Origin of the sequence: Rhizobium sp. Root1212 (genome assembly GCF_001424985.1) — a bacterium.
In the GTDB taxonomy this organism is placed as follows: Bacteria; Pseudomonadota; Alphaproteobacteria; order Rhizobiales; family Rhizobiaceae; genus Pararhizobium.
This window is the reverse complement of record NZ_LMDA01000012.1, coordinates 275,409-301,873: the sequence shown is the minus strand read 5'-3', so window position 1 is coordinate 301,873 and position 26,465 is coordinate 275,409. Positions and strand designations below refer to the sequence as shown.

General features: G+C 62.5%; 21 protein-coding genes. 10 read left to right on the top strand and 11 right to left on the bottom strand.

Annotated features, from left to right (window positions below):
* The first annotated feature begins 96 nt into the window (after window positions 1–96).
* The 5 genes from choW to ASC86_RS13485 all read left to right on the top strand — a co-directional run bounded on the left by choW (window position 97) and on the right by ASC86_RS13485 (window position 4,966).
* Window positions 97–942: a choline ABC transporter permease subunit gene (choW, locus tag ASC86_RS13505; protein WP_056321764.1), complete on the top strand. Its 846-nt coding sequence runs from the start codon at window positions 97–99 to the stop codon at window positions 940–942.
* Window positions 939–1,985, top strand: coding sequence for a choline ABC transporter ATP-binding protein (gene choV, locus ASC86_RS13500; protein ID WP_056321762.1), 1,047 nt, complete (start codon window positions 939–941; stop codon window positions 1,983–1,985). Before choW ends, choV begins: the two co-directional genes overlap by 4 nt.
* Before the next feature lie 280 nt (window positions 1,986–2,265).
* Entirely contained in the window at window positions 2,266–3,009 is a 744-nt protein-coding gene (locus tag ASC86_RS13495) for a HugZ family protein (protein ID WP_056321760.1), read from the top strand.
* 218 nt (window positions 3,010–3,227) lie between these two features.
* Entirely contained in the window at window positions 3,228–3,566 is a 339-nt protein-coding gene (locus tag ASC86_RS13490) for a metalloregulator ArsR/SmtB family transcription factor (RefSeq protein WP_056321756.1), read from the top strand.
* 356 nt (window positions 3,567–3,922) lie between these two features.
* Window positions 3,923–4,966 (top strand): Gfo/Idh/MocA family oxidoreductase, encoded by a 1,044-nt coding sequence (locus ASC86_RS13485; protein ID WP_162245005.1) that lies wholly within the window; start codon window positions 3,923–3,925, stop codon window positions 4,964–4,966.
* 12 nt (window positions 4,967–4,978) lie between these two features.
* Here ASC86_RS13485 and ASC86_RS13480 read toward each other — a convergent pair whose 3' ends face one another.
* Both ASC86_RS13480 and ASC86_RS13475 read right to left on the bottom strand, forming a co-directional pair.
* Entirely contained in the window at window positions 4,979–6,130 is a 1,152-nt protein-coding gene (locus ASC86_RS13480) for a Gfo/Idh/MocA family oxidoreductase (RefSeq protein WP_056321751.1), read from the bottom strand.
* Window positions 6,127–8,424: a glycoside hydrolase family 9 protein gene (locus ASC86_RS13475; RefSeq protein ID WP_056321748.1), complete on the bottom strand. Its 2,298-nt coding sequence runs from the start codon at window positions 8,422–8,424 to the stop codon at window positions 6,127–6,129. Before ASC86_RS13475 ends, ASC86_RS13480 begins: the two co-directional genes overlap by 4 nt.
* Window positions 8,425–8,651: 227 nt before the next feature.
* Between ASC86_RS13475 and ASC86_RS13470 the strand changes: the two genes are divergently transcribed.
* Together ASC86_RS13470 and ade are read left to right on the top strand one after the other, a co-directional pair.
* On the top strand, window positions 8,652–9,977 hold the full coding sequence (locus tag ASC86_RS13470) for an aspartate aminotransferase family protein (RefSeq protein WP_056321746.1): 1,326 nt from the start codon (window positions 8,652–8,654) through the stop codon (window positions 9,975–9,977).
* A gap of 181 nt (window positions 9,978–10,158) precedes the next feature.
* Complete coding sequence (gene ade / locus ASC86_RS13465; protein WP_056321743.1) at window positions 10,159–11,856, top strand: adenine deaminase; 1,698 nt, start codon at window positions 10,159–10,161, stop codon at window positions 11,854–11,856.
* A gap of 11 nt (window positions 11,857–11,867) precedes the next feature.
* Here the strand turns inward: ade and ASC86_RS13460 are convergent, their stop codons facing one another.
* Window positions 11,868–13,517: an alpha-glucosidase family protein gene (locus ASC86_RS13460; RefSeq protein WP_156387043.1), complete on the bottom strand. Its 1,650-nt coding sequence runs from the start codon at window positions 13,515–13,517 to the stop codon at window positions 11,868–11,870.
* Between the two features lie 185 nt (window positions 13,518–13,702).
* On the opposite strand from ASC86_RS13460, the gene ASC86_RS13455 reads away from it, so the two are divergent.
* Window positions 13,703–14,620, top strand: coding sequence for a sugar kinase (locus tag ASC86_RS13455; RefSeq protein ID WP_056321737.1), 918 nt, complete (start codon window positions 13,703–13,705; stop codon window positions 14,618–14,620).
* Here ASC86_RS13455 and der read toward each other — a convergent pair whose 3' ends face one another.
* The 3 genes from der to ASC86_RS13440 all read right to left on the bottom strand — a co-directional run bounded on the left by der (window position 14,621) and on the right by ASC86_RS13440 (window position 17,432).
* Complete coding sequence (der, locus tag ASC86_RS13450; protein ID WP_056321735.1) at window positions 14,621–16,054, bottom strand: ribosome biogenesis GTPase Der; 1,434 nt, start codon at window positions 16,052–16,054, stop codon at window positions 14,621–14,623.
* 28 nt (window positions 16,055–16,082) lie between these two features.
* Entirely contained in the window at window positions 16,083–16,754 is a 672-nt protein-coding gene (locus ASC86_RS13445) for a tetratricopeptide repeat protein (RefSeq protein ID WP_056321732.1), read from the bottom strand.
* Between the two features lie 90 nt (window positions 16,755–16,844).
* Window positions 16,845–17,432: an NnrU family protein gene (locus tag ASC86_RS13440; protein WP_056321729.1), complete on the bottom strand. Its 588-nt coding sequence runs from the start codon at window positions 17,430–17,432 to the stop codon at window positions 16,845–16,847.
* A gap of 164 nt (window positions 17,433–17,596) precedes the next feature.
* Between ASC86_RS13440 and ASC86_RS13435 the strand changes: the two genes are divergently transcribed.
* Entirely contained in the window at window positions 17,597–18,586 is a 990-nt protein-coding gene (locus ASC86_RS13435; protein ID WP_056322596.1) for a hypothetical protein, read from the top strand.
* 24 nt (window positions 18,587–18,610) lie between these two features.
* On the opposite strand, the gene sbmA is transcribed toward ASC86_RS13435, so the two are convergent.
* From sbmA to glpK, 5 genes are all read right to left on the bottom strand, one after another.
* On the bottom strand, window positions 18,611–19,879 hold the full coding sequence (sbmA, locus tag ASC86_RS13430) for a peptide antibiotic transporter SbmA (RefSeq protein ID WP_056321726.1): 1,269 nt from the start codon (window positions 19,877–19,879) through the stop codon (window positions 18,611–18,613).
* Window positions 19,880–20,009: 130 nt separating this feature from the next.
* Window positions 20,010–21,200: a YbfB/YjiJ family MFS transporter gene (locus ASC86_RS13425; protein WP_056321724.1), complete on the bottom strand. Its 1,191-nt coding sequence runs from the start codon at window positions 21,198–21,200 to the stop codon at window positions 20,010–20,012.
* Between the two features lie 80 nt (window positions 21,201–21,280).
* Window positions 21,281–22,030: a type I methionyl aminopeptidase gene (gene map / locus ASC86_RS13420; protein ID WP_056321721.1), complete on the bottom strand. Its 750-nt coding sequence runs from the start codon at window positions 22,028–22,030 to the stop codon at window positions 21,281–21,283.
* 60 nt (window positions 22,031–22,090) lie between these two features.
* On the bottom strand, window positions 22,091–23,149 hold the full coding sequence (locus tag ASC86_RS13415; protein ID WP_056321716.1) for an LLM class flavin-dependent oxidoreductase: 1,059 nt from the start codon (window positions 23,147–23,149) through the stop codon (window positions 22,091–22,093).
* Window positions 23,150–23,277: 128 nt separating this feature from the next.
* Complete coding sequence (gene glpK, locus ASC86_RS13410; RefSeq protein ID WP_056322593.1) at window positions 23,278–24,768, bottom strand: glycerol kinase GlpK; 1,491 nt, start codon at window positions 24,766–24,768, stop codon at window positions 23,278–23,280.
* Window positions 24,769–24,974: 206 nt separating this feature from the next.
* On the opposite strand from glpK, the gene xdhA reads away from it, so the two are divergent.
* Window positions 24,975–26,447, top strand: a complete 1,473-nt coding sequence (xdhA, locus tag ASC86_RS13405; protein ID WP_056321714.1) for a xanthine dehydrogenase small subunit — start codon at window positions 24,975–24,977, stop codon at window positions 26,445–26,447.
* The last annotated feature ends 18 nt before the right edge of the window (window positions 26,448–26,465 follow it).

Sequence of the window (26,465 nt, the reverse complement as noted above, 5' to 3'; positions counted from 1 at the left end):
GCCTTTTTTGACGTCGAACACAGATTACGCTTCGCCACGGCCCGAAATGCTTCGGGCCGATGCCTGACCGGTTCCTTTTGACGTGGGATGACTTCCGTGGATTTCTTGACCGAATATCGTGTTCCGATCGGTGCGGGGGCTAAGTCCTTCGTCGACTGGCTCACCACGAATTTCGCGCTGTTCTTCGACCAGCTTTCCAATGTGCTTTCCGGCGTGGTGGCCGTGCTGCTCTATATCCTGCAGACGCCGCACCCGCTGATCGTAGTGGCACTGGTGACGGCCCTTGCCTGGTGGCTGCGCCGCTCGGTCGGCATCACGCTGTTCACCCTGCTCGGCCTGTTGCTGATCATCAACCAGGGCTACTGGAAGGAAACGACGGAGACGCTGGCGCTGGTTCTGGCGGCAAGCTTCGTCAGCATGGCGGTCGGCATTCCGCTCGGCATCGCAGCCGCCCGCAAGGCCTGGGTCTATGCGGTCATGCGGCCGATCCTCGACCTGATGCAGACCATTCCCACATTCGTCTACCTGATCCCGGCGCTGATCCTCTTCGGCCTCGGCATGGTGCCGGGCCTGATCGCCACCGTGATCTTCGCCATCCCCGCACCGATCCGCCTCACCCGGCTCGGCATCATCTCGACGCCGCCGTCGCTGGTGGAAGCCGCCGTCTCCTTCGGCGCGACCCCATCGCAGGTGCTGCGCAAGATCGAGCTTCCCTTCGCCACCCCGCAGATCATGGCCGGCCTGACGCAGACGATCATGCTGTCGCTGTCGATGGTGGTCATCGCAGCACTCGTCGGCGCAAACGGCCTCGGCGTGCCGGTGCTACGCGCGCTGAACACTGTCAACGTCGCCAAGGGTTTTGAGGCGGGCCTCTGTATCGTCATCCTCGCGATCATCCTCGATCGCCTGTTCCGCTCGTCGGATGAAGGAGAAGGCGCATGACCGACGCCGTCGTTTTCAAGAATGTCGATATCGTCTTCGGCAACAATCCGCAGGCAGCGCTTGCGATGGTCGATCAGGGCAAGACCCGCGACGAGATCGGGGCTGCGACCGGGCTGGTGCTTGGCGTTGCGGATGCCTCGCTCTCCATCCACGAGGGCGAAATCCTCGTGCTGATGGGGCTTTCCGGCTCCGGCAAATCCACCCTGCTGCGCGCCGTCAACGGGCTTGCCCCGGTCGTGCGCGGCAGCGTCGAGGTCAAGACCGGCAACGGCTCGCTCAATCCCTACAAGACGACGACCAAGGCGTTGCGCGATTTCCGCATGCACACCGTCTCGATGGTGTTCCAGCAATTCGCGCTGCTGCCGTGGCGCACCGTCGCCGACAATGTCGGCTTCGGGCTGGAACTTGCCGGCGTGCCGGACGCCGAGATGAAGAAGCGCGTCGCCGAACAGTTGGAGCTGGTGAACCTGACAAAATGGGCTGGCCGGCAAGTTAAGGAACTTTCCGGCGGCATGCAGCAGCGCGTCGGCCTTGCCCGCGCTTTTGCCACCGGTGCGCCGATCCTGCTGATGGACGAGCCGTTCTCGGCGCTCGACCCGCTGATCCGCACGCGCCTGCAGGATGAGCTTCTGGAATTCCAGCGGCGGCTGAAGAAGACCATCCTTTTCGTCAGCCACGATCTCGATGAAGCCTTCCGCATCGGCAACCGCATCGCCATCATGGAAGGCGGGCGCATCATCCAGTGCGGCACGCCGCAGGAGATCGTCAAGAACCCGGCCAACCAGTATGTCGCCGACTTCGTCCAGCACATGAACCCGATCACCATGCTGACGGCGATGGACGTGATGCAGAGCGGCGCAAGCCGCGATACCGCGGGCGTCAGCGCCACCGCCAAGCCGACGACCCCCCTCGTCGACATCCTCGACGCCATGTCCCGCCAGCCGGGCAGCATCGGCGTGGTGGAAAACGGCATGATCGTCGGCACGATCAATGCGCAGAACGTGGTGGAAAGCCTGACGCGGCACAAGAACAGGGATATTTGAGCAGGCAATGGTACGCTCCTTCGTCCCCTCTCCCCGCCTGCGGGCAGAGGGCTAGGGTGAGGGGCAAACCTTCATTCTTGAGGGACTGGAACCCCGCCCCTCATCCGCCCTATCGGGCACCTTCTCCTCGCGCGCGGGGAGAAGGGATATGCCGCAGCCCTCTCAGCTCCTCATACTTTCCGTTTATACTCCACTTTTCCAGATTTCCGTTTCCCCAATTTTGCGCTAGTTCTCCTCCACACCCGCCCTCGCCTGCGGGTCGTTTCAGGAGACCACGACCATGACCGACAAGCCCTCCGTGCTGCGCGATACCGACGACGAGGCGCGCAAGCTCGCCCGCACGCTGCTGCGTTCGGCGCGCAGTGCGGCCCTTGCCGTTCTGGAGCCCGGCGAAAACGGCTTTCCCTTCGTCAGCCGCGCCCTGATCGGCATTGATATCGACGGCACGCCGGTCATCCTTATCTCCAAGCTTTCGACCCACACCCAGGCCCTGACGCTGGACAATCGCTGCTCCCTGCTGGTCGGCGAGATCGGCAAGGGAGATCCGCTCGCCCATGCGCGGATGACCGTCCAATGCCTGGCGGAAAAGGTAGAGCGCGACGATACCCGTCACCTACGGCTGCGCGAACGCTTCCTGCGCCGACACCCCAAGGCCGAACTTTATGTCGACTTCCCGGATTTCGCCTTCTTCCGGCTGACGCCACAGCGGGCCAGCCTGAACGGTGGCTTTGGCCGCGCCTATGCGCTTGATGGTCCGGATTTGATGATCACCTCACCCGCCATCGCCGATCTGGTGGCCATGGAAGGCCGCGCCATCGACCATATGAATAGCGACCATGCCGATGCCGCCACCCGCTATGCGCAGACCTTCTGCAAGGCAACGGAAGAGGGCTGGACGATCACCGGTATCGACGCGGCCGGCCTCGATCTTTCGCTTGGCGACAAACTGAAACGCCTCGAATTCGAGCAACCGCTGCAATCGGCGGCCGAACTACGGCCGCTTCTGGTGCGGCTTTACGGTTAACTCTCCTCTTTTACCCCTAATTCTAGCAGTGCCCCGTTGCCCTTTCATTCAGCACGGCTAATTATCCGCTTCTAATTCGTATGACTAAAGCGCGTCGCGCGAAATGCTTAAGCGATTTTGCAAAGGCCATATGAAACAATAAGAACCTGAAGCGCGCGCCAGTCCGAAACAGGCGCCGTGCTTTGGAAGCGTGATGAGAGCCCGCATCGGAGTGCGTAATGCCCGAAATTTCCCCTGAGACTCATCAGAAGGCAGAGGTCGCTGCTGAATTCTTGTCCGCCATGGCAAACCCGAAGCGCCTGCTGATTTTGAACTCGCTGGTCAAGGAAGAGATGGCCGTCGGTGCGCTGGCGGTTCAGGTCGGCCTCAGCCAGTCGGCCCTGTCCCAGCATCTGTCGAAACTGCGCGCCCAGAATCTGGTGACGACGCGCCGTGACGCCCAGACGATCTATTATTCCTGTGCTGCCGAATCGGTGCTGAAGGTTCTGGACACGCTGAAGGATATCTACCGGGAAAATGACGACAGCGCCCAGCCGCTGAAGCAGCTCCGCGCTTGATATCTCCTTCCTCGCAATTGCGGGGGCGCCCGATTGGCCATTCAAGCAGCCATCGCCAACACGCTTGCCCTTCGCCCCCGATAACCGGACAGGTCCCCGGAAGTCGGTGACAAGGGCGTTTTGACCTGCCGCGCCGGGATAAACGGGTCCGGGCGCGGCAGGCAATGATCATCGCCCCAAGGCGATGGCGGCATTATTGCCCTTATCCGCCATCATTGGAGCACCAGTTCAGTCTCACGACAAGGTTGTGCCAAGCTTGCAACCATATCGCTAGCGGACCGAAGCCCGGTATTTACCCGACCTTGAGACTTGCCGTGCAGGATCGCGCCATCATCCATCCGGGCAGCAGAACCACCATGTCGAAACTACGTTGGGCCGTCATCGGCACCGGAACCATCGCCGCGACCTTTGCCGAAGATATCGCGCGGACGAAGAATGCCACGCTCGTCGCGGTCTTGTCGCGCAACGCCGAAACCGGCGCGAATTTCGCCCGGCGGTTCGGCCCGCTTGCCGTGTTCGCCAATCTCGATGCACTGGCCGAAGCGCCGGGCATCGACGCCGTCTACATCGCCTCGCCCAACACCGCACATTTCGGGCAGGCAAAGCGGCTGATAACCGCCGGAAAGCCCCTGCTCGTCGAAAAGCCGCTGGTTGCCACCGCTTCCGAAGCGCAAACATTGGCGATGCTCGCGAAAGACAGCGGCGTCTTCGCCATGGAAGGCCTCTGGACGCTGTATTTGCCAGCGCTCGAAAGGCTGCGGAACCTGCTGGCGAAACAGGCGATCGGCCGCATCCGCGCCGTGCGTGGACATCTGAGCTTTGCAAAGCCGTTCAATGCGGAAAGCCGGTTCTTTTCCCCGGCGCTGGGCGGCGGGGCGCTGCTCGATCTGGGCGTCTATCCGCTGGCCGTGACGCTCAATCTCTTCGGCCCACCCAAGTCCGTCAGCGGCGACTGGCAGGCCGCCCCCACCGGCGTCGATCTCGCCGCCACCATGCGGCTCGACTATGACGGTTTCACCGTCGATCTCGGCTGCAGTTTCCTCGATACGGGCGAAAACCGCTATGTAATCGAGGGCGAGACGGGCACGCTCGTTCTCGATGCGCCCTTCCTTAAGGCGGCCCGGCTGTTCGTCGTGCGAAACAAGGCCTTGCTTCCCCTCCTCGCACCAAAGGCAGGGGGCCGGCTTTCCGATACCCTCGCCAAGATCGCCCGCCGCCTGCCGCTTCCGGGCGTGGAGATTTTCGACGGCTCCTTCCCCGGCGGCGGCCTGCAATTCGAGATCGAGGCAGCAAGTGCCGCGATCCTGAGCGGCGCAAGGCAGGAACCCCGCGCTCAGCTCTCCGCCAGCCTTCAGGCACTGAAGATCATCGAGGAAATTCGCGCGCGGCCTGCGTCGTAGACTATACCGCTCTCACAAAGACGATGGCGTATAATCCCGCCGCCCGGCATTGAGCGCCAGCACGATATCGGTGAGATGCAGCGCCCGTTCGCCAGAGAAATACGGCACCGTTCCCGCCTCGATCGCCGTTGCCTGGGCCGCGATGCCGCGCATGAAATCGATCTGCGACGGATAGGCCGGAAGCTGGCCTTTTACACCGGCATCGGCATAGGGCACGGCCTTGCCCGGCACCAGCCGGAAGGGAAAGCGCCGACCGCGGCGACGCTCCAGCTTGTCGACGATCCGGTGCAGAAGCGGCCGGCTTCGCCCGGCATATTCGAGGTGGATGGGCGAACGGTTGTCCCAGAGATCGCAGACGATCAGCGTGCCCTTGTCACCGATAATGGTCAGCGAGCGGTCGCGCGGCGCGGCAAGGCCGCTCGTCAGCCGCGCCACCGGCCCCGACGCGAAACGCAGGCAGCCGACCGAGAAATCCGCGGCGAGCGCCAGCCCCTCGGTTCCCGGTCCCTTCTGCGGAAAGGTGAGCGCCGAAAAAGCATCGAGATGCGCGACTGGACCGAAGAGTGACACCAGCCAGCTTGTGGCATAACCCGCATGTTCCAGCGTGCAACCGATTTCGAATTCATGCACGCCCGGCCATTTGGCGCCGGAGCGGCTTTTCCACTCCTGCCAGTTGTCGAGAAAGACCGGGCCGTCCTCCATCTCGGCATAGGCAAGGCGCGGCGTGCCGATCGCGCCGCTCTCAAGGATCGCCCGGCAATGGGCTTGCGCATCGCTCAGCGCATTGGCGGGCGCGCCGGCAAGGGTCAGTCCACGGCTCTTGGCGAGATCGACCAATCTGCGCCCGTCCTCCACATCCATCGCCAGCGGCTTTTCGCAGTAGACGTGCTTTCCGGCCGAAAGCACCGCCTCGTTGACGGCGAAATGGCTTTCCGGCGTCGTCAGATTGACGACGATCCCGACAGTCGCATCCGAAAGCAGTGCGTCGAGCGTGGCATAGGGCGTCACGCTCCAGTAGGCGCAAAACTGGCTAAGCCGTGCATCATCTATATCGTAGGCGCCAGCCAGCCGAAGCTCGGGATGGTTGGCAAGCGTCGTCATATAGTAGTCAGCCACAAAGCCGGTGCCGACGATGGCGATGGTGGTGGTCTTCTTGGTGGTCATCGTGCATCCGCGAGGAAGGAAGCGATATAGACGAGCGGCGCATTCCAGTTGATGGCGATCTCGTTGCTGCCGAAGGCGGCGATATCGTCGGCATAACAGGTTTGTGGCACGCAGCCTTTAAGCTTGCCGCGGGCGATCTCGTCCACCGGGGTCGAATTCGGCCCGCCAGCCAGCGAGCCGACCGGAGGATTGGGCATGCTCCCGTCGAGCTGATGGGCATACCAGCGGCTATGCTGGTTCTGTGGCGACACGCTGCCATAGCCGGTAACGTAGGCCATGTTCATGGCGTTGCGGCCGAGGATGTAGTCCATGCTTTCGCGGATACCGGCCAGAAGATTGCGATCGCCGGAAAGATCGTAGCCCGCCGCCATTACGATCATGTTCTGCAGGATCGCGTGATTGGAGCCCCAGTCGTAGCGACTTTCGGCGGGACGATAGATCTGGCCGAAGGGTTCCTTCTGCTGCAGCTTCAGAAAATTCTCCGCCGCCGAAACCACGCTCTTGCGGATCATCGAGCGATCCTTCTTCGACAGCTTTTCGCCGTAGAGCGCCAGATTGATCCGTGCGAGCGCTGCCGGATTGCGCCAATGGAAGGCGCCAGCGGGCGAAAACACCGGCCCGGCCCAATAGGGCGAGGCGCGCAGCGCCGTCAGATACTTCCCCTCGCCAGTGGTGATGAAGAGTTCCGCAGCAGCCCAGTAGGTTTCGTCGGTGATATCGTCGTCGTCATAATCACCGCCGCCTTGCATGCCATCGCTCTGCGGAGCGTAGAGCACCGGATTGGCTGCTGCCGCCAGCCAGGCTTTGCGGGCAGCGGCGAGCAGCTTTTGCGAAAAAGCCTGATCATAGGGGGCAAAGAGCCGCGCTCCTTGCGCAGCCGTCGCGGCAAAATCGAGGGTCGCGGCGGTCGAGGGCCGGTGAAGAGCGCGCTCCTTGTCGTCCTGATCCGGCAGCAGCGGCGGCACCGTCCACTCCGTATCGTGGAGCTTGTGGTGCACCATGCCGGCCAGCGGCTTGCCATTCGGCACGACCATCTTCAGCAGGAAATCCAGTTCCCAGCGGGCTTCGTCGAGGATATCGGGAATGCCGTTGCCGTTTTCGGGAATGCGCGACAGGCTGTCGCTCGCCGCCGCCGACGCTCCGCCGCCGAACACCATGCCGCGCTCGAAGGTGCCGAGCAACTGGGCGGCGGAAATCGCGCCGTTGACGGCATATTTGCCGTTGTCGCCGGCGTCGTACCACCCACCCGAGACATCCAATCGATAATCGCAATGCCAGTCGCCATAGAGGGTTTGCGCCACCGCCCCGGTCAGGCAGCCGACATCGGTATCGCCCTTGTTTTCCTCCTCGCCGATATGGCCGGCAGGGCGCGCATAGGCAGCGCCCGCAATCGCACCATCGATCGCGATGCCGCTTCGCTGCGGATAGAACCAGGAAAGCGCATCGATCCGAAGCCGCGAATAGACGTCATGGCCGATGGAAAACGGAAAGCTCTTCTTGTCGGCGACAACGATGCGATAACCATCGCCCGCCCGGCGGAAAGCGGAAAAATCCGCGACCTGCGTATCCGCCGCCACTGTCGGGTCGTAGCCGGATGGCAAGGCGGTGCCCTCCCCTACGGTCTTGCCCTCGGCATCCACCAGCTTGAACGCCAGCGGCTTGGCAGAGGATGAGATGATCGTTGCGCGCTTGCGGCCGTCGAGGAAATAGCCGGACTGATTGACGAGCGGCGGCAGAGCTTCGAGCGGGCTCGGGCCATGCGCCGGAACGGCGCTCGCCACGCCGGCAGACACCGGCTGCTTCGCCTCGGAAGCGGCGAGTGTCACATCGTCGATGCAAAGGCGCCAGGGGTCGGAAGCCCCGCCGAGATGGAAGACGAGCTGGGCCGGCTCCGCCTCCTTGGCGACGAAGAGCAGGGAGAGATCGGCGGGCTTTTCCCCGGCGCGGCCATCCAGGCGCGCCTGTGCCGTCCAGGGCTCGGCCGCCCGTTGCACGAGGATGGAGAAGCGGTGCTCGCCCCGGCTCTCGGCCTTCAACCCCAGATGATAGGTTTTTCCCGGCCTGAGCTTGATGTCGTTGACGCCGATCAGCCTGTCCCAGGCCTGCCCGCCGGCCGGCACCGCCGCGCACAATCTGCCGTCTTCGCGCGACAGCACGACATCGCCGCTGCCCCAGAAGCCGTCCTTGGCCTCGGAGAATGCGCCGTCGACAATCGTTTCTTCCGCGCGGGCCTGCACGAGAAGCAGGCCAAGCACAACAACGGCCGCGCAGGCCACACCATTTCGCAAGGTCATCGTCCTGAAGCCGTTTCGGATGCGCGCCCGCAATCTGCCGCAAACAGGTTAAGCTTCCTGAAAGACGAACCGGTCAAAGCCATGCAATCGCACCGAGAAGCAGGCAAGTGGCCCGATCAGGCGCGTACTTGACGCTCAAGGGCACCCTGATAGTTTGGCCGCCGGGCAGAGAGTCAAAGCCCACTCAATTCAAAATGATGGCCGTGCCACAGGCCATGGAGAACATGATGTCGAACCGCAATGTCACCCCCAACGATCTGCGCGCCTTCTGGATGCCGTTCACGGCCAACCGTCAGTTCAAGAAGGAGCCGCGCATGTTCGTGGCGGCCAAGGACATGCACTATACGACCGCCGACGGCCGGCAGGTGCTGGACGGAACCGCAGGACTCTGGTGCGTCAATGCCGGCCACTGCCGTCCCCTCATCACCGAGGCTATCCGCGAGCAGGCCGGCGAACTCGACTATGCGCCCGCCTTCCAGCTCGGCCATCCCAAGGCTTTCGAACTGGCAAACCGCCTGGTCGATATCGCGCCGGAAGGCATGAACCATGTTCTCTACACCAATTCCGGCTCCGAATCCGTCGATACGGCGCTGAAGGTGGCGCTCGCCTATCAACGTGTGAAGGGCCAGGGGTCGCGCACCCGCCTTATCGGTCGCGAGCGCGGCTATCACGGCGTCAATTTCGGCGGCATTTCCGTCGGCGGCATCGTTTCCAACCGCAAGATGTTCGGCACCCTCTTGACCGGCGTCGATCACATGCCGCACACCCACTTGCCCGAAAAGAACGCCTTCACCAAGGGCCAGCCGGAACATGGCGGCGATCTCGCGAACGAACTGGAGCGCATCGTCACGCTGCATGACGCCTCGACCATCGCAGCCGTCATCGTCGAACCGGTCGCCGGCTCCACCGGCGTTCTCATTCCGCCGAAGGGCTATCTGCAGAAGCTGCGCGATATCTGCACCAAGCACGGCATCCTGTTGATCTTCGATGAAGTCATCACCGGTTACGGCCGCCTCGGCACACCGTTTGCGGCCCAGTATTTCGACGTGAAGCCGGACATCATCGTCACCGCCAAGGGCCTGACCAATGGCGTGATCCCGATGGGCGCCGTCTTCGTGACATCTGAAATCCACGACGCCTTCATGACCGGCCCTGAGCACATGATCGAGTTCTTCCACGGCTATACCTATTCGGGCAACCCGATCGCCTCGGCCGCAGCGCTCGGCACGCTCGACACCTACCGGGAAGAGGGTCTGCTGACCCGCGGCGCCGAGCTTGCCCCCTATTGGGAAAAGGCGCTGCATTCGCTCGCCGATTGCCCGCATGTCATCGACATCAGGAACATCGGCCTGATCGGTGCGATCGAACTTGCGCCGATCGCCGGCGAGCCGACCAAGCGCGCCTTCTCCGCCTTCCTCAAGGCCTATGAGTGCGGTTTCCTGATCCGCACCACCGGCGATATCATCGCGCTTTCGCCGCCGCTGATCATCACGACGGAGCAAATCGACGAGCTGATGGACGGCATCCGCAAGGTGCTGAACGCCATCGCCTGAGCCCTTCGGGTGTACGAAGTCTCCCCTTCGCGGTTTCCGCGGAGGGGTATTTCATTTTTAGAGTTTGTCAGGCAAAAGTGGGAACCGGTTTTCCCGAAAAGACAAACGAAAACAAAAGAATCTAGAGTATGTCAGGTTCGATCTGAACCTGACATACTCTAGAGCAGAACAGGAAGCCGCCATGTCAGAACGTCTCGAACGCCTCATCGACCAGGGCACAGGGCGCGTGCCCGCGGATATCGTGCTGAAGGGTGGCCGGTTCTACGACCTGACGACCGGCGAACTCATCTCCTCCGACATCGCTATCTGCGGCGACCGTATCGTCGGCACCTGCGGCGAATACAGCGGCCAGACCGAGATCGACATCTCCGGCAAGATCGTCGTGCCGGGTTTCATCGATACGCATCTGCATATCGAATCCTCGCTCGTCACGCCGCATGAATTCGATCGCTGCGTGCTGCCCTACGGCGTTACCACGGTCATCTGCGACCCGCATGAAATTGCCAACGTGTTGGGCACGGAAGGCATCCGGTTCTTCCTCGACAGCGCGCTCGAAACCATCATGGACATCCGCGTCCAGCTTTCGAGCTGCGTGCCGGCGACCCATCTCGAAACCTCCGGCGCCGACCTGCCGATCGAGACGCTTCTGCCGTTCCGAAACCATCCGAAAGTCATCGGCCTTGCCGAATTCATGAATTTCCCCGGAGTGATCCACAAGGACCCCGTCTGTCTCGCCAAGCTCGAAGCCTTCCAGGGCGGCCATATCGATGGCCACGCGCCGCTCCTGCGCGGCCTCGATCTCAACGGCTATCTCGCCGCCGGCATCCGCACCGAACACGAATGCACCACGGCCGAAGAAGCGCTGGAGAAGATCCGCAAGGGCATGCACGTGCTGGTGCGCGAAGGTTCGGTCTCCAAGGACCTCCATGCGCTGCTGCCGCTTCTGACCGAACGTCTCTCACCTTACCTCGCGCTCTGTACCGATGATCGCAACCCGCTCGACATCGCCGAGGAAGGCCATCTCGACTACATGATCCGCGAAGCGATTTCCAAGGGTGCCGACACGCTTGCCGTCTACCGCGCCGCCTCGATTTCCGCCGCCCGCGCCTTTGGTCTTCGCGACCGCGGCCTCGTGGCGCCTGGCTGGCGAGCCGACCTCGTCGTGATCGATAGTCTGGAAGATTGCCGTGCGGACATGGTGTTTGCCGCCGGCCGGCAGGTTACCGACGCGCTTTTCGCCACCCGCCGCCCCGTAGCACCCGTCGGCCTCGACAGCGTCAAGGCCGGCCATGTCAACGCCGCCGCCTTCGGCGTGCCCTATACCGAGGGCGAAACCTCCGTCATCGGCGTACTGCCGGGCAAGATCATCACCGAGCATCGCCGTTTCAAGCTGCCGGCGGATGGTAACCAGACCGGCATAGATCTCGGCCGCGACATCATCAAGGTCGCCGTCATCGAGCGCCATGGCGTCAACGGCAACCATGCCAACGGCTTCGTGCAGGGTTTTGGCCTGAAGAAGGGCGCGATCGCCTCGACGGTCGGCCATGACAGCCACAATATCTGCGTCGTCGGCGTCAACGAGGACGACATGGCGCTGGCCGCCAACCGCCTCGGCGAAATCAAGGGCGGCTTCGTCGTCGTCGAGGACGGCAATGTCACCGGCGAAATCGCCCTGCCCGTCGCCGGTTTGATGAGCCTCGAGCCCTATGAAAGCGTGCGCGACACGCTGCACCACCTGCGCCAGGCCGCCTTCGCACTCGGCGCTACCTTGCAGGAACCCTTCCTGCAACTCGCCTTCCTACCGCTGCCGGTGATCCCGCACCTGAAGATTTCCGACCGCGGACTGGTGGATGTCGACAAGTTTATGCTGATCGGGTGAGTTGCCGTCAATTAAGACGACAACCTCCCGCAAAACGCATCCAGCGCATCAAGCTCCACATCCCCGCCCTCCAGTCGTGATTCGAAGCCCGGAATGGACAGGAGTTCCGAGATCTTCACATCCTTCGGCAGTTGGACCGATTGCGGGCCGCGGCGCAGGTTGAAGACGAACAGTATCCGTTCGCCGTCTTTCTCGCGGATGAAGGCGAGAATATCCTGATTGGTTTCGATGAAGCGCATGGAGCCGTCGCGCAGCGCAGCATGCGCCTTGCGGAAGGCGAGCGTTTCGCGGTAATGCGCCAGCACCGAATCGTCCGCACCCTCCTGCGCATCAACGGCCAGCGCCTTGTGAACATCCGGAACCGGAAGCCAGGGCTTGCCCTTGGAGAAGCCGGCATTGGCGGCCTTTGCGTTCCAAGGCATCGGCGTGCGGCACCCGTCACGTCCCTTGAAGGCTGGCCAGAAGCGGATGCCATAGGGATCGCGCAGGTCTTCGAATGCAAGCTCGGCTTCGGGAAGCGACAGTTCCTCGCCCTGATAAAGGCAGATCGAGCCGCGCAGGGCGGAAAGGACGGAGATGGCAAGCTTTGCGACCCGCTCCCGCTCGCTGTCCTGCTCGATGAAACGGCTGATATGACGGGTAACGTCATGGTTGGAAAAGGCCCAGCAGACCCAGCCATCCGTCACCGCGTCCTGAAAAGCCGTAACACAGCGGCGGATATGGGTGGCGGTGAAATCCGGTCCCAGAAGGTCGAAGGTGTAGCACATATGCAGCTTGTCGCCGCCGCTGGTATAGGCGGCGACGGTCTTCAGCGAACGTGCGCCATCCCCCACTTCGCCGACGGAAGCACGGTCCCCGAATTCGTCCAGCAAGGCGCGAAAGCGCTGGAGGAAGCCGATATTTTCCGGCTGGGTCTTGTCGTAGAGATGGTTCTGCATCCCGTATGGATTGACATCGGGCGCGTCGAGGCCGATCGCGTCCGCGTCGTAGACCAGTGGCGGATTGTCCCGCAATTCCTTGTCATGGAAGTAGAAATTCACCGTATCGAGCCGGAAGCCGTCGACGCCGCGCTTCAGCCAGAAACGCACGGTGTCGAGCAGCGCATTCTGAACCTCCGGGTTGTGGAAATTGAGATCCGGCTGGGAGCCGAGGAAGTTGTGCATGTAATATTGCTTGCGCACGCCGTCCCATTCCCAGGCCGGGCCGCCGAAGATCGACAGCCAGTTGTTGGGCGCCGTGCCATCCGGCTTCGGGTCGGCCCAGACATACCAGTCGGCCTTGTCGTTGCTGCGGCTGGAGCGGCTTTCCTTGAACCAGGGGTGCTGGTCGGAGGTGTGGGAAATCACCTGATCGATGATCACCTTCAGCCCGAGGCGATGAGCCTCCGCCAGCAGCGCATCGAAATCGGCAAGCGTGCCGAACATCGGATCGACATCGCAATAGTCCGAGACATCGTAGCCCATATCGGCCATCGGCGAGGTGAAGAACGGCGACAGCCAGATCGCATCCACCCCGAGGCTGGCAATATAGGGTAGCCGTGCCGTGACGCCGTTCAGGTCTCCGAGGCCGTCATTGGTGCTGTCCTGAAAGGAACGCGGATACACCTGATAAATGACGGCGCCACGCCACCAGTCGGGATCGGATTTTACGGGAGACGCCAACGGAAACTCCATGACAGGAGGGGACAGGAAGACAAGGTGTATCGTCCTGTTGCTGCAGAGTAAACGGTGGCGTAGCGGCTTTTCCCAGCATCCTCTTATACATCCAAACGCCCCTCCCCCGAAACGCCCTTGCCTTCCGCCGCCCTTCCTCCTATCCGAAGATTATAGGGCAGAGGAGAATCCCAATGGCGCGCAGGCTGCTGACGATCGGCGAATGTATGGTGGAACTCATGCAGGCCGAGGGCGATCTCCTGCGCAAGGGTTATGCCGGCGACAGCTTCAACACCGCCTATTACGCCCGCCGTTTCCTGCCCGCCGATTGGTCCGTGGATTATCTGACCGCCGTCGGCACCGATACCGTCTCCGACGACATGCTCGCCTTCATGGAATCCACCGGCGTTGACACTCACCTCATCCACCGCATCGAGGGCCGTTCGCCCGGCCTCTATATGATCCACCTGAAGGATGGCGAGCGCAGCTTCTCTTACTGGCGCTCGACCTCGGCGGCAAAGCTGCTGGCCGATGATGCCGATCACCTGCGCAAGGCGGTAGAGACGGCCGGTATCATCGTCTTTTCCGGCATCACGCTGGCGATCCTTGCCGAAAACGCCGTCGAAACCCTGCTGTCGGAACTGCGCCGCGCCAAGGCGGAGGACAAGCTGGTGGTGTTCGACCCGAACATCCGCCCGCGCCTGTGGGACGATGGCCAGCGCATGCTCGACACGATCTCGGCCGGCGCCCGCGCATCGAACCTCGTCATGCCGAGCTTCGAGGACGAGGCCACCCATTTCGGCGATGCCGATATCGCCGCCACCATCGCCCGCTACCGCGGCCTCGGGGTCGGTAACCTTGTGGTCAAGGACGGCGCCAATGGCGTGACGCTGAGCTTTAAGGGGCAGGAAACCGTCTTCGTGCCCACCGTCCGCGTCGAAAAGGTCGTGGACACGACCAGCGCCGGCGACAGCTTCAACGGCGCGTTCCTCGCGCGTTACGCCGTCAACGGCGATGCCAGGGCGGCGGCAGAATTTGCGGCCAGGGCGGCCGCCTCCGTCATCCAGCATCACGGCGCGCTGATCGCCGCCGACAAGCTGCCGGCGGCCTGATTACCGCTTTTTCTTCTTGTTTTCGAACGGGTTTTCCGATGCCCGCAGATGGATGCGGATCGGCACGCCCGGCATGTCGAAATCGACGCGCAGACCGTTGGTCATGTAGCGGATATAGCTTTCCGGCACGGCATCAGGCCGCGTGCAGGAGATCATGAAGCCCGGCGGGCGAGCCTTCACCTGCGTCATGTATTTCAGCTTCAGGCGGCGGCCGGAAACAGCCGGTGGCGGATGCTGGGTCTGGACGCTATCCAGCCAACGGTTGAGACGCGCCGTGGAAATGCGGCGGTTCCAGACCTTGTCGGTATCTATGATCGACTGCATCAGCTTGTCGAGGCCGTAGCCCGTCTGGCCGGAAATCGGCACGGCGCGGATGCCGCGCGCCTGCGGCAGAAGCCGCTCGGTCTTTTCGCGCAGATCGGCAAGCAGCGCCTGCGGGTTTTCGACCAGATCCCACTTGTTGAAGGCAAGCACCGCGGCACGTCCCTCGCGGATCACGAGATCGACGAGCTGCAGGTCCTGCTTTTCGAACGGGATGGTCGCATCGAAGACGATGACGACGGATTCGGCAAAGCGGATCGAGCGCAGGCTGTCGGCGACGGAAAGCTTCTCCAGCTTTTCCTGCACCCGCGCCTTCTTGCGCATGCCGGCCGTATCGAACATCTTGATCGTGCGGCCGCGCCAGTCCCATTCGACGGAAATGCTGTCGCGGGTGATGCCGGCCTCGGGGCCGGTCAGCAGGCGGTCTTCGCCGAGAAAACGGTTGATGAGCGTCGACTTGCCGGCATTCGGGCGGCCGATGATGGCGACGCGCAGCGGCTTGGTTTCGTCATATTCGGGCTCGAAATCCTCGTCGTCCTCGGCGCCGGCAAGGGTCGCCTCGTCGCGGACGTCGATATTCGTTACGGCCTCATCCACATCCGGCGGAAAAGCCCGGTCCTCGCCGATGGCCGCGACGATCGCGTCGCGCAGATCGATCATGCCCTGGCCGTGTTCGGCGGAAATCGCGACGGGTTCGCCAAGGCCGAGCGTGAAGGCGTCATAATAGCCGCCATCCGAGCCCTTGGCTTCGGATTTGTTGGCCACCAGTACCACCGGCTTGCCGCGACGGCGCAGCATTTCGCCCAGGGTTTCATCCGCCGGGGTCAGGCCATATTTGGCATCCACGACGAAGAGCGTCACATCGGCTTCTTCGATGGCGGCTTCGGTCTGCGCCCACATGCGGCCTTGAAGGGTTTCAGGCCCCGATTGCTCGAGGCCCGCCGTGTCGATAATGGTAAAGCGCAGGTCGACGAGCTTGGCGTCTCCGGGACGCCGGTCGCGGGTAACGCCCGGCGTGTCATCGACAAGCGCCAGCTTCTTTCCCACCAGACGGTTGAAAAGCGTGGACTTGCCGACATTGGGGCGCCCGACGATGGCGACGGTGAAGTTCATCGAGAGTTCCTGTTCCTCACGCGCCCCTTCAGGACGCCTTGCCGCTTGCGGTGATAAGATCGAGCAGCATCTGGGCGCGGTTTGCCAGATTGCGCGGGCTTTGGGCATCATCGGCGATCTGCTGGAACCAGCCCTTGGCCTTGGCCATGTCGCCGGCTTTGTAGGCGGCGAGACCGAGCGCTTCACGGGCCGAATGGCGAAGGCCGTTCTGCGGCACGGCAAGCTGTTCGACCTCGGCCGAAACCTGCTCATAGGTGCCGGTATCGACGAGCAGATAGGCCGCACGCACACGGGCCGCATCGCGCAACGCCGCGTTGACGCTGTTGTCCTTGGAGATTTCCGAGAAGGCGGCGATTGCGGCTGCCGCATCGCCCTTCTGCGCCTGCAGCGTGGCGGCGCGCATGCGCGCCAGCACCGGATAGGAGCCGAAGCCGTCCTTTTCCAGGGCATCGAAGGCCGCCATCGCCTCGTCGGTCTTGTTATCCTTGGCAAGCGTCAACGCCGCGAGGAAAGCATCACCGGATTTTGAGGCGGAGCTTTCGCGCCAGTATTCGTAAACCACCTTGCCGATGGTTCCGAGCACGATCAGCACGGCAATGGCGATGATGATGCCGCCGAACCGGGTCCAGACACCGCGCATCTGGTCCGAGCGCAGTTCGTCGTTCACCTCGCGGATAAAGCTGTCGTCTTGGTTCGCCATTCCTGTTTCGGCCTTCTGGTACGCAATGGAAAGATTTTGCGCCTTCTACCCCATTTTGCGCCGGTTGTAAGGGGGCATCGGCGAATTGGCCTATCCGAGGGCGATCGGCGCGACCCCAATCAACAGTTCATGCAGCTTCCAGACGAAAAGCCCGTAGACGACGAGGCCGCCGACAACGGCCATGGCATCATAGGCATAGGACACGAAAACCGGATGCGTGACGGCGCCGGCACGCCAGCGGCGCTTCATCGAAATCCGCAGGATCACGCCCCAGGCGAGGAAGGTGCCGAACAGCAGCACCGAATTGGTCTCGCCATTGGCCATGAGATGCGCCAGCGCCCAAATCTTGATGGCGAGAATGGCCGGATGCTTGGTCGCGGCCTTGATCCGGCCGGCTGGCAGGAAGGCGGCGACCAGACAGATGCAGGCGAAGATCATCAGCGTCAGCGCGATGTGGCTGAGGAACTTCGGCGGCGTGTAGAGAATGCCGGTCGTGGCGCGCGAGGCATCGAAGCCATAGGCGATCAGACAGAGGCCGACGACGGCGCAGATGCCGTGGATGGCCCGCCACGCACCCTGCCCGCTGCGCGCGATAACCGCCTCGCGCAGCCCCGGCGCAAAGCTGCGCACCAGATGGATACCGAGAAAAATAACGATGCCGAGAATGAGAAGGGCCATGTCCAACCTGTCCTGAAAGGAATTTCCATCAACGGGAATAAAGGCAATGGTGGCGGATTTCCAGCACGATCAAAGGATTGCCGCATTCCTGCGGCAGTGCATCGCAGCTCCCTGTTTGAAAAGCGCGATCACGCCCCTCCTTCAAGGCCCAATCCATGTCCCGCATGCCCCGTTTCGCCCCCCTCGCCCTCTGTCTCGCCGCACCCCCTGCTTTCGCGGCGGATGCGACACCGGCCAAGCCGGAGCAGATGGTGATCGTTTCCTTCGATGGCGCCCATGACAACGCGCTCTGGGAAAAGAGCCTCGACATGGGCCGGCGCACGGGCGCGCATTTCACCTACTTCCTCTCCTGCACCTTCCTGATGACCAAGGCCGGCGATGGCCGCAGCTATCAGGCACCGGGCCACAAAGCCGGCCGCTCGAATGTCGGCTTCGCCCAATCGACCGACGAGATCGCCGCCCGCGCGCGTCATATCTGGCAGGCGCATCTGGCCGGCCACGACATCGGTAGCCATGCCTGCGGCCATTTCGACGGCAAAGCCTGGAGCAAGGCCGATTGGACCAAGGAATTCAAGGCATTCGACACCGCCCTTGCCAAGGCCTGGACGACGGCCGGCATCGACAGCGAAAAGCCCGAGGGCTGGGACGATTTCGTCAAGAACGGTATCAAGGGTTTTCGCGCGCCCTATCTTTCGACCAGCGACGGCCTGCTGCCGGCATTGAAGGATGCGGGCTTCCGCTACGATGCCAGCCTCGTGACCAAGGGGCCGGGCCTGCCCGCCACGGCCGACGGCATGCCGCGCTTCGGCCTGCCGCTCATTCCCGAAGGGCCGCAGCAGCGTCGAGTGATCGGCATGGACTACAACCTCTTCATCCGCCACTCCATGGGTGTCGAGAACAAGAAGGACACCGCCACCTTCGAGGCACGCGCACTCGAAGCCTACCGCAATGCCTTCGATACCCAATACGACGGCGAACGTATTCCGCTGCAGCTTGGCTTTCATTTCGTCGAGATGAATGGCGGCGCCTATTGGCGGGCGCTCGATCGTTTCCTCACGGAAACCTGCAGCAAGCCGGATGTCGCCTGCGTCAGCTATCCGGAAGCGCTCGCAAGGCTTGCCAACGAAAAGAAGGCGGATCGCTCCGCCTTCTGAGTATGCCCTGATGGTTCATGCCGTTCAGGCGGTCCGAACGTCGTCTTCGCTCTGGGTTTCCAGATAACGCTGGTCGATGGTCGGCAGCGGCTCGTCGTAGATCGCCGATTCGAAGGCGCGCAGGCGCTTGTAGATCGACAGCAGCTCCACGATCGTCGTCCAGGAATTCACGAGATACTGGAACGATTCCCGCACCTGCCCGAAAACGTTCTGAATCTGGCTCATCACACCGAGCGTCAGCTTGCCCGCCACGATCGACGGCACGAGAACGAAGGTGCCGAAGAGATTGTCGGCCTGCAGATAGAAGATGCGGGCGACGTTAAAATACGTGTAGTGGAAATAGAGGCGGAAATAGTTGCGCCGCACATTGGCGAACAACTGCGCCACGGTGATCGGGTCCGCCCGATCGTCATGGTCTTCGCCGTAGACGAGTTCCTTGCGGTAGGCCGCCTCGACACGCTGGTTGCGGAACTCCAGCCCCGGCAGCTTGATACCGACCAACGCCAGAAACACCGTTCCAAACAGCGACCAGCAGATCGCCGCCCAGACGAGCGCATGCGGCACCGCGCCGATAATCGGCAATTCCGTGACCGTATCGGAGAACTTGAACAGCACCGGCAGGAACGCGATCAGCGTCATGATCGAGCTGACGAGATTGACCCCGAGGCTTTCGACCGTCGAGGAAAAGCGCATCGTATCTTCCTGAACACGCTGGGACGCACCTTCGATATGGCGCAGCTTCGGCCAGTGCGACATGTAGAATTCGTTCATCGCCGTGCGCCAGCGAAAGATGTAGTGGCTGACGAAGAAGAGATTGAGCACGCCGACGGTGATCGCGACAAAGGCGATGCCGGCAAAACCGGTCATGCCCCAATAGATATCGAGAGCAGTCGGGATCGGCGCCTGCCGGGCCAGCGCCCGCTGGATCATGTCATAGAACGGGCCGTACCAGGCATTGATGGCGACGCTGACCTGCACCGAGAAATAGGTGTTGAAGACGATCAGCGCCGAGCCGAGCACCGACCAGCTTTGCCAGCGATGCGGGCTGTAGGTGAACCAGAACGCCGAAAACAGCCCCGCCATGACGATGTAGTAGATATAGAACCACAGGAACGGCGCAGACCAGAAAACAGAGACGCCGACCACCGGGTCTACACCGTCCGGCAGCGGTGGCAAGCCGATCAAGGCACCGAAGTCGCGACCGCCCCCATACCAGACGAGGACCGAAAGCAGGGTCCAGATGACGACAGAGGGGAAAAACAGCTTTGGCTTGGGAAAAAAGGATAGGAACAAGACAGTCCGACTTTCGCTGGTGGCGGGCGAAACACCCGCCCTCTCGATGCGGGAAACTAGGGCAAAAGCCCTGCCCTGCCAATCACGCGCGGCAAACGTTACGGTGATTTAATACGGTGCGGGCGCAGGCTCAGGCCGACGCCATCGCCGCTGAAATACGTTTTCCTTCCACGGCGATCATGACGGCGCAGGCAAGCAGCACGGCGGCTGCTATCAGGGTCGGCAGCGTGTAGCCACCGCCTTCCGCCAGCCAGCCGGCAACGATCGGGCCGATGATCTGGCCGACGCCGAAGGCAGCCGTCATGAAGGCAAGCGCCTTGCGCGGGCTTTTGGGTGAAAGCAGCCGGCCGATCTGCAATCCAAAGGCCGTGACCATCAGGAAGGTGAGGCCCAACAGCACCCCGCCGACCAAGGGCGCCAGCGGCAAAGGCAGGCTGACCGCCAGCACGAGGCCGATCGCCTCGACCAGCAGGCCCGCGAGATAGATGCCGACCAACCCCAGAATAGGCACCAGCTTGCCCCAAAGATAAATCGAGACGGCGGCGGAAAGCCCGGTGACGAACCAGGCGAGAAACTCGATGGTGGTATCGGCCGCCCCCTCCCGCGCCATCGCGACGAGGAACGTGGCGGTGATGACATAGCCAAAGCCGAACAGCCCGTAGGTGAGCGTCAGCACCACGAACGATCTCGTCCAGACAAGCGGCGGCTCCTGCACCGGTGCCGCCGTCACCGTTTCTCCCTTAAGCAGGAAAGCGACTGCGGCCATGCCGGCAAAGGCAATGGCCGCGCTGAAAAGCCAATCCATGCGCCAACCCGCGAGGCCAGCAATATCGATGTCGGCGAGCAGATAGATCACGAGCGACGACAGGGCGATACCAATGCCGACGCCGCCAAAATGGACAGACTGCACATGCGGATTATGGGCCTGTGCCGCGCGGCCAAGCACGATCGACGACAGGAAGATCATCGTGAAGGCGCTGGCGACACCGGCCAGAAAGCGGATGACGACGAAATTTGCAATACTTTGGGTAACCCCCATCGCCAGCAGCAAAACCGCTGTCGCCAGCAGCGCCCCGATCCCGATCAATCGCTCCCGCCCCGTCGCCCAGCCAAGCCCCGCGAGAACGGCGCCGGCGAGATAGCCGACGAAATTGGCCGAGGCGATCACACCGGCATCCGATGGAGAAAGGCCGAGGCCGGACATCATGCCCGGCAGGATCGGCGTATAGGCAAAGCGCCCGAAGCCCATGGCGACAGCCATGGCGATGGCCCCGGCCGCCGCCGTGCGAGCTAGTCCCGCAGAAGAATGTGCGACTGTCATGTCCGTTTTATCGCACCGCAGCAAAGCCGCCACAAACGACAAAAATTGAGCGATCGATCAATGCCGCGAATGGTGCGGCATCAGGCCGGCAGGGTCACCACGACAGGACCGTTGCGGGTGACGACCACCGTATGCTCGTATTGCACGGTCGGGGCACGCGGCTCGCTATAAAGCGTCCAGTCGTCATTGCCGCCTTCGGCCCATTGCGCGCCGAGCGACAGGAAGGGCTCTACGGTAAAGACCATGCCCTCTTCCATGCGGCGCTTCTCATGCTTGTCCGGCCACGTGGCAATTTCGGTCGGCTCCTCGTGCAGCGAACGGCCGACACCGTGGCTCGCCAGATTGGTGACCAGCGTATAGCGGTTCTTCCTGGCAAAGCTGCCGATGGCATTGCCGATGGCGGCCAGCGGCTTGCCCGAACGCACCTCGTTGAGGCCCGTCCACATGGCGCGCTTGCCATCGCGGCACAGGCGCTCGATATGCGGCTTGACCGGTGGCACGGCAAAGGATGCGCCGGTATCGGCGAAGAAGCCGTTCTTTTCCGCCGAAACATCGATGTTCACGAGATCGCCGGCCGCGATCACACGGGCGCCCGGAATACCGTGGGCGACCTCTTCGTTGACGGAGATGCAGGTGGCGCCGGGGAAATTATAGGAGAGTTCCGGGGCCGAACGGGCACCGGCCTCCTCCAGCACGCGGCGGCCGATGGCATCGAGTTCGGCCGTCGTCATACCGGGCTCCAAGGCATCACCCATCGTCTGCAGGGCGCGGGCGCAGATACGGCCGATTTCCTTCAGCCGCTCCAGATCGTCGTCATTGTTCAGGGTCATATCGTCTCGCTTTCGGCGTCTATGTAACGCCTCGGTGCCTTCCGATAAAGCCCCGCCGCCCTATTGGGCAGCGGCTTTCTTCGCATCCTCGGCCAAGGCCTCGCGCACGATCGGCGCGACCTTGGTGCCGTAAAGCTCGATGCCGCGCATGATCTGGTCGTGCGGCATCAGGCCAATCGCCATCTGCAGGAGGAAGCGGTCGTTCTTGAAGATGCGCTGATGGCGGATGATCTTTTCCGCGACGGTTTCGGGATCGCCGAGGAAGAGATTGCCGTTCGGGCCGATCGACTGGTTGAAATGCGCCCGGCTCGTCGGCCCCCAGCCACGCTCGCGGCCGATGCGGTTCATCACCTCCGCCTGCGGACCATAAAACTGGTCGGCCGCCTGCTCCGTCGTATCGGCGATAAAGCCGTGGACATTGATGCTGGTCTTGAGTTTTGCCGGGTCCTGCCCCGCCCGCCGGGCCGCCTCGCGGTAGAGATCCAGCAGCGACGCAAACCGCACCGGCTCGCCGCCGATGATCGCAAGCGCCACCGGCAAGCCAAGTGCCCCGGCGCGCGCCACCGACTGCGGCGTGCCACCGACGGCGATCCAGATCGGTAATTCCTCCTGCAGCGGCCTCGGATAGACGCCGCGATCATGAATGGCCGGACGCATCTTGCCGCCCCAGGTCACGACCTCGTTATCGCGGATGGCGAGCAGCAGGTCGAGCTTTTCGGAGAAGAGATCGTCGTAATCTTCGAGGTTGTAGCCAAAGAGGGGGAAGGATTCGATGAAGGAACCGCGCCCCGCCATGATCTCCGCCCGCCCGGCCGAGATCAGGTCCAACGTCGCATATTGCTGGAACACCCGCACCGGATCGTCGGAGGAGAGAACGGTGACCGCGCTCGTCAGCCGGATCGATTTCGTCTTCGCTGCCGCAGCGGCAAGGATCATGGCCGGCGCAGAGGCCGCATAATCCGGGCGATGATGCTCGCCGAGCCCGAAGACGTCGAGCCCCACCTGATCGGCAAGCTCGATCTCCTCGATCAGCTGGCGAACCCGCTCTTCGCCCTCGACGCCACGCCCGCGCGGCGCTTCGGGGTGAACATCCGCAAATGTGTAAAGACCAAGTTCCATGATGCGACCTATCTACCTGAGCCGCCGAGCGGCTTTCCTCGCAGCTATCTAGTTGCGAAGGACAACAGATTACAGTTCACCCAGGGAAACAATATGTTTCACAAAGCTGTGGCGATTTGGCGAACCGCTTAAACGCTCAGCGTCCGCCGCACCGCGTCGTTCCAGCCGGCGATCTTGGCGTTGCGGGTCTTGTCGTCCATTTCGGGTTCAAAGCGGCGGTCGCGGGCCCAGGTGGCGGCAAAGCCGGCCTGATCCGGCCAGACGCCGGCGCGGCTGCCGGCGAGCCAGGCGACGCCGAGCGCGGTGGTCTCGAGAATGACGGGACGATCGACCGGGGCATCGAGCAGGTCGGAGAGACGCTGCATCGTCCAGTCGGAGGCGACCATGCCGCCGTCAACGCGCAGAACCGTTTCGGATGCGTCGTTCGACCAGTCCTTATGCATCGCTTCCAGCAAGTCGCGCGTCTGGTAGCAGACGGCTTCGAGCGCCGCACGGGCGATTTCGTTGGGGCCGGTGCTGCGGGTGAGGCCGAAGATCGCGCCGCGGGCATCCGGGTCCCAATGGGGCGCGCCGAGGCCGGTGAAGGCCGGTACGAGATAAACGTCCTGATGCGGATCGGCCTCTTTCGCCATAGGCCCGGTCTCATAGGCGGCGTTGACGATCTTCAGACCATCGCGCAGCCATTGTACGGCCGCACCGGCAATGAAGATCGAGCCCTCCAGCGCATAGGTGGTCTTGCCGTCCAGGCGATAGGCGATTGTCGTGAGCAGCCGGTTCTTGGAACGCACCATGTCCTGCCCGGTGTTGAGCAGCGCAAAGCAACCCGTGCCATAGGTGGATTTCAGCATGCCCGGCGCAAAACAGGCCTGCCCGATGGTCGCGGCCTGCTGGTCGCCGGCGACGCCGAGCACAGGGATTGCCGCGCCAACGACCTCCGGATCGGTGATGCCGAAATCGGCGGCGCAATCGAGAACCTCGGGCAGCATGGCGAGCGGCACATCGAGCATCTTCAAAAGCGCATCATCCCAACGGTTTTCGGCGATGTTGAACATCAAGGTGCGCGAGGCATTGGTCGCATCGGTGACGAAGGATTGCCCGCCCGTCAGCCGCCAGATCAGGAATGTATCGATGGTGCCGAAGCAAAGCTCGCCCGCATCGGCCCGCGTCCGCGCGCCCTCGACATTCGAGAGCAGCCAGGAAAGCTTCGTACCGGAGAAATACGGATCGAGCAGCAAGCCGGTTTTCCTGACGACCATCTCCTCAAAGCCGTCCTTCTTCAACCGTTCGCAATCGGCGGCCGTGCGGCGGTCTTGCCAGACGATGGCATTGTAAATCGCCTTGCCGCTCTTGCGGTCCCAGACGACGGCCGTCTCGCGCTGGTTTGTGATGCCGATCGCGGAAATGTCGGAGGCCACCAGACCGGCATTGCGGATCGCCTCATGGATCGTCGAAACGACCGTATCCCAGATTTCCTCGGGATCGTGCTCCACCCAGCCGGATTTCGGGAAATACTGGCGGAACTCGCGCTGGCCGGTGCCGACGATCTTCTGCTCGCCGTTGAACACGATCGCACGGCTCGACGTGGTGCCCTGATCGATCGCAAGCACATAACCCATGATGGTCTCCTCCTGAAGCGGAACCGCGCGCGTTTCCTCCTCGCGCAAGCCTAAGAAAACTTCAATACGATGACAAAACGAATGTCAAACGAAAATAAAACGCAAATATCCGATGACCAAATCCAGCCACGGAGGATATTAAAAACGTAATTGTCACATTGCCGCTTTTGCGGCTAGTCTGGTGTGTCGAATTGATAAGAAGAGAAAAAATGACGGCAGCATCGGGCAGTATCCGCTTCATTCTCAACGATCGCGAGGTCACCCTATCGCAGCTTTCGCCGACCGCGACGCTGCTTGATTTCCTGCGCCTCGAAAGGCGCCTGACCGGCACCAAGGAAGGCTGCGCCGAGGGTGATTGCGGCGCCTGCACCGTGCTCGTCGGCCGGCTTGCGGGCGATGGGCTCATCTATGAGAGCGTCAATGCCTGCATCCGCTTCGTCGGCTCGATGAATGCCACCCATGTCGTCACCGTCGAGCATCTGGCCGCTGAAGATGGCACACTCCATCCGGTGCAGCAGGCGATGGTCGATTATCACGGCTCGCAATGCGGCTTCTGCACGCCGGGCTTCGTCATGTCGCTTTATGGCCTCTGGCTTTCAAAGGACAATCCGGGCCGCGCCGATATCGAAAAGGCGCTGCAAGGCAACCTCTGTCGCTGCACGGGCTACGAGCCGATCGTCAAGGCTGCCGAAGCCGTCGCCCGCGCCCGTCCAAACAGCGTCTTCGACCCGATCCTGAAGATGCGCGACGAAATCGGCACGCGCTTGAAAGCGCTGAAGACGGAAGAGACCATCGTCATCGGGCCGGAAGAGGCACAGCTTATCATTCCCGGCACCACAGCCGATCTCGCCAAGATCATGGAACGGTCGCCCAAGGCGACCATCGTCGCGGGTTCGACCGATGTCGGCCTCTGGGTCACCAAGCAGATGCGGCCGATCAATCCGGTCGTGTTCATCAATGGGCTGGATGAACTGCAGACCATCACCGAAACTGCCGAGGGCATCACCATCGGCGCCGGCGTCAGCTACACTGCCGCCTTCGAAACCCTGTCGCGCCACTATCCGGCTTTCGCAGGCCTGATCGACCGCATCGGCGGCGAGCAGGTGCGCAACATGGGCACCATCGGTGGCAATGTCGCCAACGGTTCGCCGATCGGTGACAGCCCGCCGCCGCTGATCGCGCTCGCCGCCACAGTCACGCTCCGCTCCACCTCCGGCGCCCGCACACTGCCGCTTGAAGATTTCTTCATTCAATATGGCATGCAGGACCGGAAAGCGTCCGAATTCGTCGAGAGCATCTTCGTGCCGGCCTTGCCGGCGGGCGATCATTTCGCCGTCTACAAGATCACCAAGCGGCGCGACGAGGATATTTCGGCCCTCTGCGCCGCCTTCCGCATTTCGCTCGATGCCGATAACCGCGTCACGGCCGCCCGCATCGCCTTTGGCGGCATGGCGGGAACGCCGAAGCTGGCGGCAGCGGCGGAAACGGCCCTCACCGGCCAGCTCTGGAACGAAGAGACGATTGCCGCCGCCCGGATTGCGCTGGAGCAGGACTACCAGCCGCTGACCGACTGGCGTGCCACGGCCGGCTATCGCATGCTGGCGGCGAAGAACCTTCTTACTCGATTCTTCCTGGAAATTTCGGGAGAACCTGCCGAACTCAAGCGGTTCGAGGTGGCGTGATGGCGATGATCCTCACCA

What these genes read in the sequence shown, in the direction of transcription:
- choV (WP_056321762.1), top strand. Translation starts at nt 939, where the DNA reads ATGACCGACGCCGTCGTTTTCAAGAATGTCGATATCGTCTTCGGCAAC.
- ASC86_RS13495 (WP_056321760.1), top strand. Translation starts at nt 2,266, where the DNA reads ATGACCGACAAGCCCTCCGTGCTGCGCGATACCGACGACGAGGCGCGC.
- ASC86_RS13490 (WP_056321756.1), top strand. Translation starts at nt 3,228, where the DNA reads ATGCCCGAAATTTCCCCTGAGACTCATCAGAAGGCAGAGGTCGCTGCT.
- ASC86_RS13485 (WP_162245005.1), top strand. Translation starts at nt 3,923, where the DNA reads ATGTCGAAACTACGTTGGGCCGTCATCGGCACCGGAACCATCGCCGCG.
- ASC86_RS13480 (WP_056321751.1), bottom strand. Translation starts at nt 6,130, where the DNA reads ATGACCACCAAGAAGACCACCACCATCGCCATCGTCGGCACCGGCTTT.
- ASC86_RS13475 (WP_056321748.1), bottom strand. Translation starts at nt 8,424, where the DNA reads ATGACCTTGCGAAATGGTGTGGCCTGCGCGGCCGTTGTTGTGCTTGGC.
- ASC86_RS13470 (WP_056321746.1), top strand. Translation starts at nt 8,652, where the DNA reads ATGTCGAACCGCAATGTCACCCCCAACGATCTGCGCGCCTTCTGGATG.
- ade (WP_056321743.1), top strand. Translation starts at nt 10,159, where the DNA reads ATGTCAGAACGTCTCGAACGCCTCATCGACCAGGGCACAGGGCGCGTG.
- ASC86_RS13455 (WP_056321737.1), top strand. Translation starts at nt 13,703, where the DNA reads ATGGCGCGCAGGCTGCTGACGATCGGCGAATGTATGGTGGAACTCATG.
- der (WP_056321735.1), bottom strand. Translation starts at nt 16,054, where the DNA reads ATGAACTTCACCGTCGCCATCGTCGGGCGCCCCAATGTCGGCAAGTCC.
- ASC86_RS13445 (WP_056321732.1), bottom strand. Translation starts at nt 16,754, where the DNA reads ATGGCGAACCAAGACGACAGCTTTATCCGCGAGGTGAACGACGAACTG.
- ASC86_RS13440 (WP_056321729.1), bottom strand. Translation starts at nt 17,432, where the DNA reads ATGGCCCTTCTCATTCTCGGCATCGTTATTTTTCTCGGTATCCATCTG.
- ASC86_RS13435 (WP_056322596.1), top strand. Translation starts at nt 17,597, where the DNA reads ATGCCCCGTTTCGCCCCCCTCGCCCTCTGTCTCGCCGCACCCCCTGCT.
- ASC86_RS13425 (WP_056321724.1), bottom strand. Translation starts at nt 21,200, where the DNA reads ATGACAGTCGCACATTCTTCTGCGGGACTAGCTCGCACGGCGGCGGCC.
- map (WP_056321721.1), bottom strand. Translation starts at nt 22,030, where the DNA reads ATGACCCTGAACAATGACGACGATCTGGAGCGGCTGAAGGAAATCGGC.
- ASC86_RS13415 (WP_056321716.1), bottom strand. Translation starts at nt 23,149, where the DNA reads ATGGAACTTGGTCTTTACACATTTGCGGATGTTCACCCCGAAGCGCCG.
- xdhA (WP_056321714.1), top strand. Translation starts at nt 24,975, where the DNA reads ATGACGGCAGCATCGGGCAGTATCCGCTTCATTCTCAACGATCGCGAG.